Annotated in this window: 17 protein-coding genes; 8 read left to right on the forward strand and 9 right to left on the reverse strand. The window is 64.3% G+C overall.

From position 1 onward, the window contains the following. Positions 1 to 244: 244 nt before the first annotated feature. Complete coding sequence (locus KIT02_RS14680) at positions 245 to 1,096, forward strand: MurR/RpiR family transcriptional regulator (protein ID WP_297579153.1); 852 nt, start codon at positions 245 to 247, stop codon at positions 1,094 to 1,096. Here KIT02_RS14680 and dgcA read toward each other — a convergent pair whose 3' ends face one another. The 9 genes from dgcA to murQ form a co-directional block, all read right to left on the reverse strand. After that, positions 1,097 to 2,083, reverse strand: a complete 987-nt coding sequence (gene dgcA, locus KIT02_RS14685; protein WP_297579157.1) for an N-acetyl-D-Glu racemase DgcA — start codon at positions 2,081 to 2,083, stop codon at positions 1,097 to 1,099. 9 nt (positions 2,084 to 2,092) lie between these two features. Continuing rightward, positions 2,093 to 2,998 (reverse strand): ATP-binding cassette domain-containing protein, encoded by a 906-nt coding sequence (locus KIT02_RS14690; RefSeq protein WP_297579160.1) that lies wholly within the window; start codon positions 2,996 to 2,998, stop codon positions 2,093 to 2,095. Further along, the gene (locus KIT02_RS14695; protein WP_297579164.1) at positions 2,995 to 3,813 is read right to left on the reverse strand and encodes an ABC transporter ATP-binding protein; all 819 of its coding nucleotides are present in this window, start codon (positions 3,811 to 3,813) and stop codon (positions 2,995 to 2,997) included. The genes KIT02_RS14690 and KIT02_RS14695 overlap by 4 nt, the downstream gene beginning before the upstream one ends. Next, entirely contained in the window at positions 3,810 to 4,688 is an 879-nt protein-coding gene (locus KIT02_RS14700; RefSeq protein ID WP_297585339.1) for an ABC transporter permease, read from the reverse strand. The genes KIT02_RS14695 and KIT02_RS14700 overlap by 4 nt, the downstream gene beginning before the upstream one ends. Positions 4,689 to 4,701: 13 nt before the next feature. Further along, positions 4,702 to 5,679 (reverse strand): ABC transporter permease, encoded by a 978-nt coding sequence (locus KIT02_RS14705; RefSeq protein ID WP_297579167.1) that lies wholly within the window; start codon positions 5,677 to 5,679, stop codon positions 4,702 to 4,704. Between the two features lie 236 nt (positions 5,680 to 5,915). Next, entirely contained in the window at positions 5,916 to 7,583 is a 1,668-nt protein-coding gene (locus tag KIT02_RS14710; RefSeq protein WP_297579170.1) for an ABC transporter substrate-binding protein, read from the reverse strand. A gap of 32 nt (positions 7,584 to 7,615) precedes the next feature. Beyond that, positions 7,616 to 8,641, reverse strand: a complete 1,026-nt coding sequence (locus KIT02_RS14715; protein ID WP_297579175.1) for a glycoside hydrolase family 3 N-terminal domain-containing protein — start codon at positions 8,639 to 8,641, stop codon at positions 7,616 to 7,618. Continuing rightward, on the reverse strand, positions 8,638 to 9,129 hold the full coding sequence (locus tag KIT02_RS14720) for a GNAT family N-acetyltransferase (RefSeq protein WP_297579178.1): 492 nt from the start codon (positions 9,127 to 9,129) through the stop codon (positions 8,638 to 8,640). Before KIT02_RS14720 ends, KIT02_RS14715 begins: the two co-directional genes overlap by 4 nt. A 12-nt stretch (positions 9,130 to 9,141) precedes the next feature. Then, on the reverse strand, positions 9,142 to 10,077 hold the full coding sequence (murQ, locus tag KIT02_RS14725; protein WP_297579181.1) for an N-acetylmuramic acid 6-phosphate etherase: 936 nt from the start codon (positions 10,075 to 10,077) through the stop codon (positions 9,142 to 9,144). Positions 10,078 to 10,289: 212 nt separating this feature from the next. Between murQ and KIT02_RS14730 the strand changes: the two genes are divergently transcribed. The 7 genes from KIT02_RS14730 (at position 10,290) to KIT02_RS14760 (ending at position 17,233) form a co-directional block, all read left to right on the forward strand. Continuing rightward, the gene (locus tag KIT02_RS14730) at positions 10,290 to 11,141 is read left to right on the forward strand and encodes a MurR/RpiR family transcriptional regulator (protein WP_297579184.1); all 852 of its coding nucleotides are present in this window, start codon (positions 10,290 to 10,292) and stop codon (positions 11,139 to 11,141) included. 164 nt (positions 11,142 to 11,305) lie between these two features. Beyond that, entirely contained in the window at positions 11,306 to 12,370 is a 1,065-nt protein-coding gene (gene ugpC / locus KIT02_RS14735; protein WP_297579187.1) for a sn-glycerol-3-phosphate ABC transporter ATP-binding protein UgpC, read from the forward strand. A 51-nt stretch (positions 12,371 to 12,421) separates the two neighbouring features. Next, complete coding sequence (locus KIT02_RS14740; RefSeq protein WP_297579190.1) at positions 12,422 to 13,663, forward strand: extracellular solute-binding protein; 1,242 nt, start codon at positions 12,422 to 12,424, stop codon at positions 13,661 to 13,663. Between the two features lie 187 nt (positions 13,664 to 13,850). Next, positions 13,851 to 14,771, forward strand: a complete 921-nt coding sequence (locus KIT02_RS14745; protein ID WP_297579193.1) for a sugar ABC transporter permease — start codon at positions 13,851 to 13,853, stop codon at positions 14,769 to 14,771. Beyond that, a complete protein-coding gene (locus KIT02_RS14750) occupies positions 14,768 to 15,631 on the forward strand; it encodes a carbohydrate ABC transporter permease (protein ID WP_297579196.1) in 864 nt (287 codons plus the stop codon). The genes KIT02_RS14745 and KIT02_RS14750 overlap by 4 nt, the downstream gene beginning before the upstream one ends. Further along, positions 15,628 to 16,296: an N-acetylmannosamine-6-phosphate 2-epimerase gene (locus tag KIT02_RS14755; protein ID WP_297579200.1), complete on the forward strand. Its 669-nt coding sequence runs from the start codon at positions 15,628 to 15,630 to the stop codon at positions 16,294 to 16,296. The genes KIT02_RS14750 and KIT02_RS14755 overlap by 4 nt, the downstream gene beginning before the upstream one ends. After that, positions 16,289 to 17,233: a BadF/BadG/BcrA/BcrD ATPase family protein gene (locus KIT02_RS14760; protein WP_297579203.1), complete on the forward strand. Its 945-nt coding sequence runs from the start codon at positions 16,289 to 16,291 to the stop codon at positions 17,231 to 17,233. Before KIT02_RS14755 ends, KIT02_RS14760 begins: the two co-directional genes overlap by 8 nt. The last annotated feature ends 4 nt before the right edge of the window (positions 17,234 to 17,237 follow it).

The raw sequence follows: 17,237 nt of genomic DNA on the forward strand, positions 1-17,237 counted from the left end.
GTTGGGCCGGCTTGTGGAGCATGCCGTGCCAAAGTCGTCGGATGGTCCTCGGTACCGGGTCCCTCGTCCCGGCCGCACCAACCTCTGACCAGAGCCTATGAACTCCCGGCGGGCTCTGTCAATAATTTCCACGCTTGATGTGAACTATGAATTTTTGTTTCAATGGGCCGGCATCGCGCCTGTGCTATAGGGACGCGCCGGTCTGGCGCCAGACAGGCAAATCGCGCGGAGGAAGGGGGAGCCTTTGGGGATTCAATCGACGATCGAGGCATCGACCGGCAAGTTCACGCCCGCCATGCAGCGCGTGGCCGACGTGATCCGCGACCAGCCCCGGATCGTGCTCGATCAGACCATTTCCGAACTGGCCGACAGTTGCGGCACTTCGGTTGCCTCCATCGTCCGCTTTTGTCGGACGCTGGGGCTCTCTGGCTATGCGCAATTGCGCATGTCGCTGGCCACCGAACTGGGCCGGGAAGCCGCGCAGTTCGGCACGGACCTGACCCTGGGCGCGGAAATCGCCCAATCCGACACGCTTCAGGAAATGGCTGCCAAGGTCGCGTCGCTCGAAATTCTGGCCATTGATGAAACCGTGTCGGGCCTCGATTACGGGACGCTGGAGCGGGTGGTGGCCGCCCTCGACCGGGCCGAGCGCATCCTGCTCTTCGGCATCGGCGCGAGCCAGTTCGTGGCGCAGGACCTCCATCACAAGCTGTTCCGCGTCGGCCGCAATGCCTTCCTTCTGGCCGATCCGCACGAAGCCTGGACCGCGGCCCTGCTGTCGCCAAAGGGCACGGTGGCCGTGGGCTTTTCCCATTCCGGCAGTACCGCGGATACGGTCCGCTTTCTCGACATCGCCCGCGGGGCCGGTGCGCTCACCGTCGCCGTGACAGGTTCCCCCGATTCCGCGCTGGCCCGGGCCGGTGACGAATGCCTCGTCAGCCGGGCGCGCGAAAGCCGGCTGCGCGCCGGCGCCATGGTCAGCCGCATCGCCCAGCTTGCCATTGTCGATTGCCTGTTCCTCGGCGTCGCCAGCCAGCGCTATGAGCAGACGGTGGATGCGCTGAAGCGCACAAGGGACGTCACCCATCCGCGCTGATCAGCCACCCCAGAGCGCGGAGGGGCCGGGATCGATCAAGCCGTCGCGATAGACGAGCCCGCCCGGGCGGTCCGCAGCCAATAGCAGCGGTCCATCGAGATCGACCCAGCGCGCACGGCCGGCCAGCAGCCGCGCCGGCAGCATGGACAGCGAGGTGCTGACCATGCAGCCCACCATGATCGACAGCCCCAGGGATTCGGCGCGGTCCGCCACCGCCAGAGCCTCGGTCAGGCCGCCAGTCTTGTCGAGCTTGATATTGACGGCATCGTAGCGCCCGACGAGGGCCTCCAACCCGTCGAGGGCGTGGATGCTCTCGTCAGCGCAGATAGGCACCGTATGCTCGATCTCTGCCAGCAGGTCATCGGCCCCGGCAGGCAGGGGCTGCTCCACCAGGTCAACGCCGAAATGGCGGCAGATGTCGAGCATGAGAGGCAGTTCATCGCCGTGCCAACCCTCGTTCGCATCGACCACGAGGCGGCTGCGGGGCGCGGCGGCACGCACCGCGCCCAGGCGTTCGGCATCGCCGGGCGCGCCCAGCTTGATCTTGAGCAGGGGCAGGTGGGCCGCCATGCCGGCCGCCTCGGCCATGGCATCCGGCGAGCCCAGACTGATGGTGAAGGCCGTTTCGATGCGGTGGGGCAGCGTGATGCCGGCGAGAGTCGAGACCGAGGTGGAGCCCGTGCGGGCCTCGAGGTCCCAGAAGGCACAATCGAGCGCATTGCGGGCCGCGCCCGGCGGCAGGGCCTGTTGCAGGTCTGACCGGCTGAGCCCTGCCGCCACAGCCGGGGTCATGGATTGTATGGCGGCCAGCACCGCCTCCGGCGTTTCTCCATAGCGCGCATAAGGCGTGCACTCGCCCCACCCTGTCAGGCCGTCGCGATCAAGGCGCGCCGTCACCACGACGGCTTCGGTCTTGCTGCCACGGGCAATGGTGAACCGGCCAGCAATGGGGAAGGGCTCGATGGCCGCAGAAAGGGTCGTGGTCATTTGTCGGGATCAGGCGGGTACGGGACGGAAGAAGTGGTTGTCGGCAACCTGAGTCACCTGGTCCTGCGGCCGGGCCGCCTCGCGACGGATATCCTCGATGCGGCCCAGTTCATCGGCGAAACGCACATCGTCGAAGCGCCGGTCGGGGTCGGGCACGGCAGACAGCAGCAGTCGCGTATAGGGATGGCGCGGGTTTTCGAGGACGCTATCGACATCGCCCCATTCGACGATCTGGCCGGCATACATGACCATGATGTCGTCGGCGACATAGCGGGCGGTGGCGATGTCATGGGTGATGTAGAGCAGAGCCAGCTTGAGTTCGGCTTTCATCTCGTTGAGCAGGTTCAAAATGCCCTGGCGCACCGACACATCCAGCATCGAGGTCGGCTCGTCGGCCACGATGACCTCCGGATTAACCGCCAGGGCGCGGGCAATGGAAATGCGCTGGCGTTGCCCCCCGGACAGCTCGTGCGGAAACTTCTTGAGGATCAGGTCCGGGTCGAGTTTGACGCGCTCTAAGAGCTCGGTCATGGCCGCCTGCCGCTGGACTGCGGTGAGCCCCTTCTGGTGCAGCTTGAGCGGACGCTCGAGATGATAGCGGATGGTGTGGGTGGGGTTGAGGGACGAAAAGGGGTCCTGGAACACCATCTGCACCGAGGATCGATAGGCTTTGAGCGCCTTGCGGTCGGCGCGGCCCATCGGCTCGCCGCGAAACAGCAATTGCCCGGCATCGGGCGTGTATTCGCGCATGATCAGGCGCGCCGCCGTGGTCTTGCCGGACCCCGATTCACCGACCAGCGCCAGGGTGCGCCCTGCATGGAGGGCAAAGGACACCGAGCGGGCCGCATAGACGGGATTGTCGCTGCGACCGAAAATCTTGGAGACCTTGTCGAGAGCGAGGATCGGTGTGGTCATGGATTTGCCTCGCGGCCCGGCCGGTCGCCATGCAGCCTGGGCATGGAGGCCCAGAGCTGGCGGGTATAGTCGTGCCTGGGCTGGCGATAGATGGTCTGCGCGTCATTGACCTCCACCAGTTCGCCTTCCAGCATGATGCCGATGCGGTCGCTGACCTGCACCATCAGGCCCAGGTCATGGGTGATGAACAGCACCGAAAATCCGAGCTTCTTTCGCAGCACGTCGATGCGTTGCAGGATTTCGCGCTGCACAACGACATCGAGCGCGGTGGTGGGTTCGTCCATGATCAGTAGCTTGGGATCGAGGGCGAGGCATATGGCGATGACGATGCGCTGGCGCATGCCGCCCGAGCATTGATGCGGATAGGCATCGAGCCGTTCGGGCGCGATATCGACCAGCCTGAGCAGTTCGGTGGCGCGTTGGCGGGCCTCGGCGCGGGTGATCGGGCCATGGGCCCGGAGCACGTCATAGAATTGCGTGTCGATGGTGAGCACCGGATTGAGCGAGTTCATGGCGCTCTGAAACACCATGGCCACCTCGCGCCAACGGAAGGCGCGCAGCTCTGCCTCGTCGAGATCGAGCACGTTGCGGCCGTTGACGAGGATTTCGCTGCCGGTGCGGATGAGGGCGGGCGGGCGATGTAACCTGCTGATTGCAAAGGCAATTGTTGACTTTCCGCAGCCTGATTCACCGGCCAGGCCGAAGAATTCGCCGGGGGCGATGTCGAAGCTGACATCCTTGACGGCGTGAAAATCGGCGGTGTCGCCGACATAGTCGATATTGAGATTGCGGATGGAGAGGACCGGGGTGCTCACAGCTTGCCCTCCCCGATGCGGACCATGCGGGTCCAGCGGTTCAGCATGCCGCCGGTCCGCAGCCGCGGATTGGCGATCTCGTCGATGGCAAAATTGATGAGCGCCAGGCCAAGGCCAAGGAATGCCAAGGCAAAACAAGGTGCTAGCAGATCCCACCAGGCCCCGACCGAGAGCGCCGCAGCGTTCTGTGCATTGTAGAGCATGATGCCCCAGGACACGGTATTTGGATCACCGAGCCCCAGGAATTCCAGGGTCGCCTCGGTGATGACGGCGAAAATCACCGAACCGATGAAGTTGATGCCGACGATGGAAATCAGGTTCGGGAAGATCTCGAACACCATGATCCGCCAGCCCGGCTCGCCCAGCATTTCTGCGCTTTTGACGTAGTCGCGTTGCCGTATTGATAGCGTTTCCGACCGCGTGACGCGCACGCCCCAGGCCCAGGATGTGAAGCCCAGGATGATGGCGATGACCAGCGGGCTCGCCTGCCCGATGAAGGCGGCGAGCACCAGCAGCAGCGGCAGGTTGGGAACGACCAGCACCATATTGGTGAAAAAGTTGATGACCTCGTCGACGACCCCGCCCTTGTAGCCGGCGATGATGCCGAGGACGGTGCCGATGAGGGTGATGAGCAGCCCGGCGCCGAACCCGACCGCGAGCGAAACGCGGGCGCCGTGGACCAGCCGCGAGAACACGTCGTGCCCGAGGCGCGTGGTGCCCATCCAGTGATCCCAGCTGGGTGGCTGGTGCGGCCGGCCGACGCGCTTGACCGGGCTGTATTCGGTGAGCCAGGGAGCCAGGATCGCCACCGCCACGATGATGGCGAGGATGATGAGGCCAACCATGGCCTTCTTGTTGTGCAGGAGCTGGGACAGCAGGGTCATCGCCTCAGGCCTTCTTGAGACGCGGGTCGAGCAGCACATAGCTCAGATCGACGGCGAAATTGGAGACCAGCATGGCGCCGGTCATGATCAGCAATTGACCCTGGATGACCGGATAATCGCGGGCGATGATGGCCTGGTAGAGCGTATTGCCCAGGCCCGGATAGTTGAACACCACCTCGGTGACCAGCGAGCCGCCCAGAATGGTGCCGATGGCTATGGCCAGGCTCGATACGGTCGGCAGCAGCGCGTTGCGCGCCGCGTACCAAAGCATGACATTGTTGTCGGTGAGGCCCTTGGCGCGGGCCATGACGATATAGTCCTCGCCCAGGAGGTTGATCATGTTGTTGCGCATGGTCACGGCAAAACCGCCCGACAGCACGAAGACCAGCGTCAGCATGGGCAGGGTCCCGTGATAGAGGACGCTGGAAATATATTGCCAGTTCCAGGCCGGATCGATCAGCGGATTGGCGGCATAGCCATTGGGAAACCAGCCCAGGGTATAGCCGAAGATGAACAGCATGATCAGCGACACGACGACCGCCGGCACCGAGCTCGAAAAGATGGCGGTGAGCGAGATGATTGAATCGGACAACCGTCCGCGCCGCCAGGCCGCCAGCACCCCGAGCAAGCTCCCCAGGGTGAAGCTGACCACGGTGGCAATGCCCATCAGGCCCACGGTCCAGATCAGCGCGCGGCCCAGCAGTTCGGTCACCGGCAGCGGAAAATACTTGATCGACCGGCCCAGATCGCCGGTGAACACGCTCTGCAGGTAGGCCAGATACTGTTCGTGCAGCGGCGCGTCGATAAAGCCGAAGGTGAGTTTCAGGGCATTGAGGTTTTCAAGGCTGAGCTCTGATCCGGCGCTGGCGAACATGATCTGGATCGGATCGCCCGGCATCAGCCGGGGCAGGAAGAAATTGATGGTCGCGGCAACCAGAAATGCCGCGAGGTAAAAGGCGAGACGCCGGAGCAGGAAGGTCATCGGTGCTTGTGTTCTCCCTGAGGCGGGTATGCTCGCCGCGCGTCGCCTTGCTCTCGGTTGTCATCCCGGCGAAGGCCGGGATCCATCTCGAAATCTCAGGATGGGCCCCGGCCTTCGCCGGGGTGACATTCAGTGGCGATGTTGTCAGCAAGGTTCCCGCTTTCGCGGGAATGACGCTGTGCGAGTGACGGGGTAGATGGCGGGAGTGCAAGGCTACGCTCCCGCCTTTGGCGCGTTTACTCAGCGACCGGCACCAGATCGAGCAGTTGCAGGACGCGGGCCGGGTTGGCGTTGGAGACGACCGGGGAGTATTTCGGATCGTCGGCATTGGCCCAGCCGGTGAAGCGGCTGGTATTGTACTGGTAGAAGGACGGGCTGTTATAGACCGGGATGACCGGCATGTTCTCGGCCACGATCAGCTGGATCTGATCCATGATGTCCTTGGCTTCGGTGGGGTCCTTGATCTGGGTGTACTGGCCCAGAAGGTCCATGACCTCGGTATTTTCCCAATGCGGCGCGGTGAAGCGGCTCTTGCCGAAATCGCTCGGATTGAACGAGCGGATATAGGGGAAGTAGGGATTGGCCGCCGAGGCCAGGGCATTGAGGGTCATGGAATAGTCGCCGGCAATGAGCCCGGAGGTCCACACGGCCGCTTCCGGCGTCGACATCTTCACATTGATGCCGGCCTCGGTCAGGCTCTCCATGGCGATCTGCACCGCATCGATCCAGTCGGTCCAGCCATTGGGCACCATGATGTCGATGGCGATCGGCGTGCCGTCGGGATTGTCGCGGAAACCATCGCCATCGGCGTCGACATAGCCGCTCTCATCGAGCAGGGCGACGCCGGCTTCGAGGTCGAACTTGCCATATTGACCATATTCGGTGGCGACCGCCGGATTGGCGAAGCTCTTGTAGAGTTCGCCCAGCATGGCGGGGTCTTCGTTGATCAGCGGATAGCCATAACCGGCAATGTCGATAATGGTCTGCCGGTCGATCAGCATGGACAGGGCCCGGCGGAAATTGACGTCGGTGAAGGCCTTGCGGTTGTTTTCGTCCGGCGTCGTCATCGACAGCTGGAACGAGACCAGGCTCGAAGGCGTGAACCAGTAGTGGTGATGCTCGGGATCCTTGGCGACGAAGGTATTGTCGATATCGGGAATGAAGCTGGTCGCCCAATCCAGCGTCCCATCGGCAAGGGCAGCGAGCACCTGCGGGTTGTCGGCAAGTTGCGGCATGCGCAGGCAATCGACTTCGAGATTGTCAGCGTCCCAATAATTGGGATTGCGGCACTGCTCGTAAACCTGCGGGGTGAAGCGGGTGATCTCGGTCATCGGACCCGATCCGACCGGCTCTTCATTGGCGAAGGTCACCGGGTCTTCGATCTCGGCCCAGATGTGCTCGGGCACGATGGGCATGCCGACAATGGTGTTGGCGATGAGCGAATTGGCTTCCTTGAGGTTGAACGTGACCGTGCGGTCATCGACCTTTTCGACCGACTCCAGCAGCGCCGACACCGAGATGAAGTCCAGCGCCGGGAACTTGGTGATGTAATCATAGGTGAAGACGACGTCGTCGGCCGTCAGCGGCTCGCCGTCCGACCATTTGAGGCCCTCGCGCAGCACGAAGGTGATCGACATCAGATCGTCGGCCAGTTCATAGCTTTCGGCCAGGCGGAAGGTTGGCTCATTGCTCTTGAGCCGGTTGAACACGACCAGAGGCTCATACATGAAATCGAGCGTGGTATAGCGCGCCGAAGTCTGCCCGAACGGGTTGAAATTGCGCACGAAGGTGGTGGTCTGCTCGGCGCTGAGCGTCAGCACATTGCCGCTGTCCTGGGCCTGGGCGGGCACGGCCGCCAGAAGGGCCAGTGCCGATGCAGTGGCGATCCATGAAAGTCTTGGCATCTCGTTCTCTCCTTGTTGGCTGGATGACCCCCTCAGGCCATTCCATACTCCCTGAAAATGTCTTCGGCCCGTTGATGCAGATCCGCGACGTCGAAGCGGGCATTGCCGAGCTGCTGCTGCGCCCGCGCGATGCGCGCGAGGCTTTTTTCGCCAAGCGGGCGGGCCGCCCTGGCGGCGGCCTGGCTGGCCGCCAGATCGCCCTGGCTGTGCAGGGCAATGTCGTATCCGGCATCGAGCGCGGCCCGGACCCGGTCCGGCCAGGGGCCCGACAGGGCCTCCATGGTCAGGCAATCGGTGACCAGCACGCCGTCATAGCCGAGCCCGGTCCTGATCAATTCGCAGACCTTGGGCGATATCGAGGCAGGCCGGTCCGGATCGATCTGGGTGAAGATGAGATGGGCCACCATGGCCCATGGCGCCTCGCGCAGAGCGATGAACGGACGAAAATCGCTGCCGGACATGTCGGTGATGCTGGCATCGACCACCGGGCAGTCGAAATGCGGATCGACGCTGACCCGGCCATAGCCGGGGATGTGCTTGATGATGGGCATGGCGCCCACTTCCAGCATGGCCTCGACCACCACCTGGCCGAGCAGGCTGACGAGATCGGGATCATCCCCGAAGGCACGATTGCCGATGACATTGTGGGTGCCGGGCCGGGCCAGATCGAGCACCGGCGTCGTGCCGCTGCCCAGGTTGAGCGCGGCCATCATGCTGCCCATGGCCAGGCTCGACAGCCGCAGCGCCTGTGCGCCGGCGTCCCGGTCCTTGCGGGCGAGGGCGCCGAAATCGCCCAGGGGACGGAACAGCGGCCAATTGCCATTGTCGAGCCGCTGCACGCGGCCGCCTTCCTGATCGATATAGACCGGCGCATCGGCGCGCCCCACCGCGTCGCGGAACTGGGACACGAGGCGCCGGATCTGATCGGGATTGTCGAGATTGCGCTTGAACAGGAAAAGGCCGAACGGATTGGCCTCGCGGAAAAAGGCGATCTCGGAGGCCGAGAGCGTGTGGCCGGGCATGCCGACGAAGAGGGCCAGCGGGGCGGGTTCGGTCATGGAGCCTCCTCCGCCCTGGGCTTGAGGCGCAGCAGACCCTGATAGATGTCCTCGTTGTCGGAAGGGATGGGCAGGGCGCCGGCGGCACTGACATAGAAATCGACCGGACCGGCGGAGCCGACAACGGCATAGGCATAGCCCTGTGCCTTCATGGCCATGAGGGTGGCGTGGAACAACGCCAGGCCAATACCCTTGCCGCGCTGGTCCTCGCTGACCCCGGTGGGGCCGAAAAAGCCCCGGGCCGTGGCGTCGTAGCAGGCAAAGCCGACCAGTGCGCCATCGACCACGGCAATGAGGCAGCCGGGCGGCTGATGCGCCATGGCGGCAGCAACCTCGCTCACCCAATAGTCGCTGAAATGCCGGCGCACCCAGTCCTTGATAATGTGCTGTTCGGGCGGCAGCGCCACGCGGATGGTGGCGGCAACCCCTGTGGCGCGGGCAGCCAGGTCATCCATGCGGCGGCTATAGAGATTGACGAGCAGGTCCATCCCGGCCTCCGCCTACCCGGCCGCACGGGGCTGATGCTGGGCCGCGGCGCGGCGCAGGAAGCCATCGGACTGACCCAGGGCCTGTGTGCCGGCGGCGGCATCAAGGCCGGTGAGCGCCATCAGGATGGCCAGTTTGACATTGTTGCCGCTGGCAACAAGGAAGCCCTCGGCCTGCTCGGGCGTGCAGCCGGTCACCTCGACCAGGATGCGGGTGGCGCGGGCGGCTAGCTTTTCATTGCTGACCGAGACGTCGACCATGAGATTTTCATAGGACTTGCCGATGCGGATCATACTGGCCGTGGTCAGCATGTTGAGCACCAGTTTCTGCGCGGTGCCCGATTTGAGCCGCGTCGAGCCGGTCAGCGCCTCGGGCCCGACCACCGGCGAAATGGCGATGTCGGCCATGCGGGCAATGGCCGAATCGGGATTGCAGGACAGCGCCGCGGTGACCGCGCCAGTGCTTCTGGCATGGTCGAGGGCGCCGATGACATAGGGCGTGCGGCCGCTGACGGCGATGCCCACCACCACGTCCCGGGCTGACAGATTGATCTTTTCGAGGTCGCGCCGGCCCTCTTCGCGGGAATCTTCGGCGCCTTCGATCGGATGGCGCAGGGCCCGGTCGCCGCCGGCAATAAGGCCGATGACCATGCCTTCGGGTACGCCGAAGGTCGGCGGGCATTCGGAGGCGTCGAGCACGCCCAGGCGCCCCGACGTGCCCGCGCCCATATAGATGAGGCGGCCGCCGGCCTTGAAGGCATCGACGATGCGGTCGACCGTCATGGCAATGGCGGGCAGGACCTGGCGGACCGCCTCGGCGACCTTGGCATCTTCGCGGTTCATGGCGGACAGGATTTCGCCGGTCGACATCAGGTCGATCTGCATCGTGTCCGGATTGCGGGCTTCGGAAACGAGCTTGTCCAGCTCGGCCATCAGGGTGGTTCTTGCCATGGTGCCTATGCTCAAATTCCGCTGCGATGCTAGAAGTGAATATTCCGGGTGTCAACGCAACATGGAATATTGTATTCCTATTGTGATGGCGCCTGCAGACGGTCGTGGAGGACCCGGCCGGGCGGCGCGCCACAAGGCGGTTGCATTGCAGCGGGGGACGGCCTTAGTCGTCGCAAAAGGCCCGGGGGCGGGCGGAGGTCGATAGAGCCAGCATGTCCATCCTCAAAGTTCTCAGTGCCAAGCTCGACACCATGACCCAGGCCGATCGCCAGATCGCCCAGTTCATCATCGACCACCCCGAGCAGATGCTGACCCTGTCTTCCGCAGCCCTGGCCGACGCCACGGGGCGCAGCCAGTCCAGCGTCGTCAAGTTCAGCCAGAAGCTCGGCTATGCCGGCTACCAGCAGCTCAAGCTGGCGGTGAACAAGGCCAAGGCGCTGGAATGGCACGCGCCGGGCGGGGTCATCCACGGCACCATCGATGCCAGCGACAGCTATGTCACGATCCTCCAGAAGCTGATCGGCAGCAAGCTGCTGTCGATGCGCGAAACCCTGGCCGCCAACAATGAGCAGACCATCGACCTGGCGCTCGATTCCCTGGTCAAGGCCCGGAAAATCCAGCTTGCCGGCGTTGGCGCCTCGTCACTGGTGGCCAAGGATTTCTCCTACAAGCTGCTCAAGCTCGGGCGCATGGCGCTGATCGACAGCGACAGCCATATCCAGATTTCCAATGCTTCGGCGCTCAATGAGAACGACGTGCTGCTGGCCCTGTCCCATTCCGGGCGGAGCGTGGAAACGCTGCGCATTGCCGAAATCGCCAAGCAGCGCGGTGCCGCGGTCATCTCGATGACCGGCCTGCAACCCAATCCGCTGCTCGACCTGGCCGATATCCATCTGTTCACGGTGGCCGACGAGGAAAGGGTGCGCTCCTCGGCCATCACCTCGCGCGATGCGCAGCTGATGCTGATGGACATGCTGTTCATCCTGATGATCCGCCGCCAGGCCGACGCACACGACTTCATCCACAACAGCGAATCCGCCGTCACCGTGCTCAAGGCGCGATAGGCCGGAGGGGGCCGGCGGACGGGTTTTCCAGTGCCGGATGACTGTAACGCAGTCGTAATTTTATATTCTTGACACCGCAATTTGACGGAATTTAGTATTCCAAAGGCCGGGCGATCTGCGTCCGGCCCGCAAGGGGGCCCAAACGGGTCGAACGGAGGGAGCGCTTGGCTCAGCTTTCACTGCGCGGCATCAAGAAGCGGTTCCGGGAAACCGAGGTTCTGCACGGCATCGACCTCGAGATCGGCGACCGCGAATTCGTGGTGTTCGTCGGCCCTTCCGGCTGCGGAAAATCCACCCTGCTGCGCCTGATCGCCGGGCTCGATCCGATCACCGATGGCGAATTCGTGCTCAATGGCAGAAGCATGAACGATGTGGCGCCCTCCCGGCGCGGCATTGCCATGGTGTTCCAGTCCTACGCGCTTTATCCGCATATGGACGTCTATGAGAACATGGCCTTCGGTGCCCGGCTGATGGGGCTCGACAAGGCCCATGTCGAGCGCCGCATCGCCGAGGCCGCGCGCATGTTGCGGCTCGAGGACCTGCTCAAGCGCCGCCCGCGCGAGCTCTCCGGGGGGCAGCGCCAGCGCGTCGCCATCGGTCGCGCCCTGGTACGGAAGCCCGACGTGTTCCTCCTCGACGAGCCGCTCTCCAACCTCGACGCAGCGCTGCGCAGCGAGGTGCGGCTGGAAATCGCCCGGCTGCACCGGGAAATCGGCGGCACCATGATCTATGTGACCCATGATCAGGTCGAGGCCATGACCCTGGCCGACAAGATCGTGGTGATGAACAATGGCCGCATCGAGCAGGTCGGCTCGCCCCGCGACCTCTACGAAACGCCGGCCAATACGTTTGTCGCCGCCTTTATCGGCTCGCCGCGCATGACCCTGATCCCCGTCACCTCCGATGGCCAGCGCCTCGCCATCGCCGATGGCGGCGCGGTGCCGCTCGCCAATTTGCCCGAGGCCGGCACGCTGACGCTTGGCCTGCGCTCGGATGCCGTGCGGTTGCAGCGCGGCACGGGCGTGGACGGATTTGCTGCCCAGGTGGTCTATACCGAATATCTGGGCGACAACGCCTTTGTCTATGCGCGGCTGGCCAACGGAACCCTCTTGGCCGCCCGCACCACCCCCAATGATCTCTTCGTACCCGACGAGGCCGTGACCGTCACGGTCGAGCCCGGCGCTGCGCATTTGTTTTCCGCCGAGGATGGCCGGCGGCTGGCGCCCTGAGGGCGCCGGGACAGGACCATGCCAACAGAACTTGCAAGGAGAGGGAACTCCATGACCACCAATCTGATACGCATCGGCGCGGCATTGGGAGCCGTGCTTTTCGCCGCGCCCGTCATGGCGCAGGACCTGACCATGTGGAGCTGGCGCCAGGAAGACCGCGCCGCCTATGAGCAGTTCATCGAGACATTCGAGGCTGCCAATCCCGGCATCACGGTCAAGTTCGAGACCTTCGAGGCCACCAATTACAACACCATCCTGTCGACCGCCCTGGCCGGTGGCACCGGGCCCGACGTGATGATGGTGCGCGCCTATGGCGGGCTCGAAAACGTCGCTTCCGCCGGCTATCTCGAAGCGCTCAGCACCGAAACGGTGCCGGCCCTGGCCGATTTCGCCGCGCCGGCCCTGGCCGCCGAAAGCATGCGCTCCGACGGCCAGATCTATGCCGTGCCCTTTGCCAGCCAGACGCAGCTGGTGATCTACAACAAGGCCATTTTCGACGCCAATGGCCTTGAAGAGCCGCAGACCTGGGCCGATCTCGAAGCGCTGAGCCAGACGCTCAAGGATGCCGGTGTCATTCCATTCGCCAACGGCACGGCAACGGCATGGCAGAACGAGACCGTGACATTCGGGCTCGGCTCGACGCTGATGGGCAAGGACTTCTACGAAGCGCTGATCGCCGGCGAGGCCGACTTTACCGATGAACGCTTCACCTCGGCCCTGGGCGCGGTGGCAGACCTGGCCGCCGACTACTTCCCCGATGGCTTTATCGGCCTCGACTATCCTTCTGCCCAGCAGCTGTTCTCCTCGGGCATGGCGGCTATGTTCGTTGGCGGCTCGTATGAGCTGGCGACCTTCAAGGCGCAGAACCCGGACATCGAGCTGGGCATGTTCGCCTCGCCGGGCGTTGCTGCCGAGGACGAAAAGCTGGTCGGGCTCTATTTTGATGGCGGTTATGCGGTCAATGCCGCCGGCGCCAACAAGGACGCGGCCATCACCTTCGTCAATTACCTGGCCAGCCTCGACTTCGGACAGGCCTTTGCCAATACGCTCAACAATATCTCGACCGTGCCGGGCGTCACCTTCGACAACCCGCTCCTGGCCGAGGTCGCCGAGCTCAACCAGTCCTCGATCCCCTATCTGATGCTGGCCCATTTCCGCTATGGCGAGCCGTCGGGTTCGGTGCTGATCCAGGGCGAAATGCAGAAGCTGTTCGCCGGCGAAACCACGCCCGAGGCGATCGGCGAGGTGCTGACCACCGGCCTTGCCGCCTGGTACGAGCCGTTCAAGCAGTAAGGCGGCCACTCCCTCCGCCCGCATCTCCTCACACCCCCACCTAACCTCCCCCTAGTAGGGGGAGGGACGGCGCGGCGGGTGTGAGGAGATCATTTCAAAAGCGCAGAACTCCTCCTCCCCCTCTTTCAGGGGGAGGTCGGGAGGGGGGTGGCGGCGGACGCCTGCCCTCGAACCTAGCGAGCCACAGATGCCCCAACTCAGGATGACAGGCCGCGGCCTCTGGATCACGATCCTGATCGTGCCGCCCATGGCCTTCGTGGCCCTGTTCATCGTCTATCCGATCATCTCGGCTTTCGCCTATGCCTTCTTCGACTGGCAGGGGCTGCGGCGGCTGGATTTCGTGGGGCTGGAAAACTTCCATACGGTGCTGTTCGTCGAGCCCTACCGCAGCTGGACGCTCAATGCCTTCAAGAACAATGTTATCGTCTTCTTCGCGCTGATGGTGCTGCAGAACGGGCTGGGCTTCATCCTCGCCTATGCGCTGTGGCGCGAATTGCCCGGCGCGCGCTTTCACCGCATCGCGGTGTTCCTGCCGGTGGTGCTCTCGACCATCATCGTCGCCTATCTCTTCAAGCTCTTCTACCATCCGCTGTTCGGGGTGGTGAATATCAGCCTCAAGGCCATCGGCCTGGGCGGGCTGGCGCAGCCCTGGCTGGGCCAGAGCGGCACGGCGCTGTGGAGCATCATCGTGGCGCAGGCCTGGCACATGGTGGGCTTTCCCACCCTGGTGTTCCTCGCCGGCATGCAGCGTATTCCGGGGGAAATCCTCGATGCCGTGCGCATGGAAACCGAGAGCGAATGGGTCAAGATCACCAAGGTGGTCTGGCCTCTGGTGGCGCCGAGCGCCACCATCGTCTTCACGCTCCTGTTCGTGGGCGCGTTCAACTGGTTCGAATTGCCCTATATCATGGGCGGCCTGGACGGCTCGCCCTTCGGCTCCACCGACGTGCTCGGGCTTTATTTCTATCGCACGGCCTTCGGCAATGTGTCGGCCGGGCAGCAGGACTTCGGGCTCGGCAGCGCCCTGGCAGTGCTGATCTTCATCTTCATCGCGCTGGTGGCGACGGTCGTCACCGTGCGGCTGCGGGCCCGGGAGATCCAGATATGAGCACCGCCAGCCAGAGCTATTATGACCGCAAGGGCCTGCTCGCGACGCTGGGCCGCGACGGGCTTTTGCAGATCATCCTGATCGCCAACACCATCATCATGCTGGCGCCCATCGTCATCATGGTGTTCTCGGCCTTCAAGACGACGCCGCAGATTTTCCAGTCGCCATTCGGGCTGCCCGACTTCACCCAGATCGGCAATTTCATCAAGATCTGGAGCGAGACCAATTTCCTGCGCTACCTGGTCAATTCCTTCGTGGTGACCGGCGCCTCCATGGTGCTGATCCTGACGCTGGGGACCATGGCCGCCTATGCCATCGGCCGCTATGCCTTTACCGGGGCGAACTTCATCCTGATGTTCTTCCTCGCCGGGCTCACCCTGCCGTTGAAACTGGCCATCATCCCGCTGTTCATGCTGATGCGGGACCTGTCCATTCTCAACAATCAGCTCAGTCTCATCTTCGTCTATACGGCCATGGGCCTGCCGACGACGGTGTTCATCATGACCGGGTTTATCCGCACCCTGCCCAGCGAGCTCGAGGACGCGGCGCGCATGGACGGGGCTTCGGAAGCGCGGATCATGTGGTCGATCATGCTGCCGCTGGTGCGCCCGGCCATGGTCATCGCCGGCATCCAGAACGTGGTGCCGATCTGGAACGACTTCTTCTTCCCGCTGGTCTTCATCCAGAATGACGATCTCAAGACCCTTCCGCAGGGGCTGACCACCTTCATGGGCGAATATACCACCGACTGGGGCGTGCTGTTCTCGGGCCTGACGCTTTCGGCGGCGCCGATCATCATCATCTATATCGTCTTGTCCAAGCAGTTCATCGCCGGCATGACCTCGGGCGCGGTCAAATGATCCTGCCAAAAGGTCTCGTGGTCTCCTGCCAGGCGCGGGCCGACAATCCCCTGCACGGGCCGCAGTTCATGGGCGCCATGGCCCTGGCGGCGCGCGACGGCGGGGCGGTGGCCATTCGCGCCAATGGGCCGGACGACATCGCGGCGGTGCAGGCGGCCGGTCTGCCGGTCATCGGCATCCACAAGGTGTTTTCGACCGAACACCCGGTTTATATCACCCCCGATTTTGCGGCGGCGGCGGCCATCGTTGCGGCCGGTGCCCGGGTCGTGGCGCTCGATTGCACTTTGCGGCCGCGCGACGGCGAGCGTCCAGAAGTGCTGGTGCGGCGCATTCGCGAAGAGCTGGGCGCCGAGGTCTTTGCCGATATCTCCACCCTGGACGAGGGACTGGCCGCCGCCGATTGGGGCGCCGACTATGTCGCCACAACGCTTTCCGGCTATACCGAGGCGACGGAGCCCAAGCCGCAGCATCCGGACCTCGATCTGCTGGAAAGTCTGGCGCAGCGGCTTTCGGTTCCCGTGGTCGCCGAGGGCCGCTACAATACGCCCCAATGGGTCAGACGCGGTTTCGAGGCCGGGGCCCATGCCGTCGTCGTGGGGACCATGATCACCAATCCAAGAGAGATCACCGCCAGCTTCGTGCGCCAGGGCATGCCTCGTGACTGAGGCCCATATCGGGCTCGATGTCGGCGGCACCGCCGGGCGCTGGGTGGCCTGCGCCGGCGACGGAACGGTGCTGGCGCGCGGTCGGGTGGCAGGCGCCACTGGCCATGTGTTCAACCCGGCCGAACGCCAGCGCTTGTCGGACTGCTTCGCGCAGCTGGGGGCCGGCCTCGATCAGGCGGGGCTCTCGGCGCGGGGTCTTGTCGCCGGCATTACCGGGTTCGGCACCGCCGCTGCAGGTGACATTCGCGCGCTGGCGAGTTCGGCGCTGGCCATTGCGCCGGGCGCCATTGCGGTGATGGATGACATCATTCTCGCCTATGCCGCCCATTTCCGGCCCGGGGAAGGGCACCTGATTTCAGCCGGAACCGGCTCGATCGGCATTCATGTGACGGCGGCAGGCGCGGTGATCCGCGTGGGCGGGCGCGGCATCCTGATCGACGATGCGGGTTCGGGCAGCTGGATCGCCCTTGCGGCGCTCGACCGCATCTATCGGGCCATTGACGAGACCGGCGCGCCAACAGGTGTCGAGATCCTGGCCAGCGAAGTCTTTGCCCTGGTTGGCGGGGCCAGCTGGCATGACGTCCGTCAATATGTCTATGCCGGCGACCGTGGGCGGATCGGGGCGCTGGCCGTCGGGGTCGGGCGCGCGGCGGCACAGGGGGACGCGGTGGCCATCGCGATCCTGGAGCAGGCGGGGCGCGAACTGGCGCGGCTGGCTGAAGCGCTTATCGCGCGCGGCGGCAGGCATGAGGTGGCGCTGGTGGGTGGCGTTTTGACCCTGGATGACCGGATTGTCGCGGCAGTGCGCGCGGCCCTGCCGGGGGTGAGCCTGTCGACGCCCGTCCTGGACGTGGCGCTGGCTGCGGCGCAACTGCCGACGCGGGCGGATGGCGGGGCATGGCGGGACATCGTCGACCGCCAGCCGGCATTGGGTTAGCCGA

Origin of the sequence: Devosia sp., from assembly GCF_025809055.1 — a bacterium.
Classification (GTDB): domain Bacteria; phylum Pseudomonadota; class Alphaproteobacteria; order Rhizobiales; family Devosiaceae; genus Devosia.

Excerpts from the sequence above, each read along its gene's own strand:
- dgcA (WP_297579157.1), bottom strand. The coding sequence starts at position 2,083 with ATGACCACGACCCTTTCTGCGGCCATCGAGCCCTTCCCCATTGCTGGC.
- KIT02_RS14690 (WP_297579160.1), bottom strand. The coding sequence starts at position 2,998 with ATGACCACACCGATCCTCGCTCTCGACAAGGTCTCCAAGATTTTCGGT.
- KIT02_RS14705 (WP_297579167.1), bottom strand. The coding sequence starts at position 5,679 with ATGACCTTCCTGCTCCGGCGTCTCGCCTTTTACCTCGCGGCATTTCTG.
- KIT02_RS14710 (WP_297579170.1), bottom strand. The coding sequence starts at position 7,583 with ATGCCAAGACTTTCATGGATCGCCACTGCATCGGCACTGGCCCTTCTG.
- KIT02_RS14715 (WP_297579175.1), bottom strand. The coding sequence starts at position 8,641 with ATGACCGAACCCGCCCCGCTGGCCCTCTTCGTCGGCATGCCCGGCCAC.
- KIT02_RS14720 (WP_297579178.1), bottom strand. The coding sequence starts at position 9,129 with ATGGACCTGCTCGTCAATCTCTATAGCCGCCGCATGGATGACCTGGCT.
- murQ (WP_297579181.1), bottom strand. The coding sequence starts at position 10,077 with ATGGCAAGAACCACCCTGATGGCCGAGCTGGACAAGCTCGTTTCCGAA.
- KIT02_RS14730 (WP_297579184.1), top strand. The coding sequence starts at position 10,290 with ATGTCCATCCTCAAAGTTCTCAGTGCCAAGCTCGACACCATGACCCAG.
- KIT02_RS14740 (WP_297579190.1), top strand. The coding sequence starts at position 12,422 with ATGACCACCAATCTGATACGCATCGGCGCGGCATTGGGAGCCGTGCTT.
- KIT02_RS14745 (WP_297579193.1), top strand. The coding sequence starts at position 13,851 with ATGCCCCAACTCAGGATGACAGGCCGCGGCCTCTGGATCACGATCCTG.
- KIT02_RS14750 (WP_297579196.1), top strand. The coding sequence starts at position 14,768 with ATGAGCACCGCCAGCCAGAGCTATTATGACCGCAAGGGCCTGCTCGCG.
- KIT02_RS14755 (WP_297579200.1), top strand. The coding sequence starts at position 15,628 with ATGATCCTGCCAAAAGGTCTCGTGGTCTCCTGCCAGGCGCGGGCCGAC.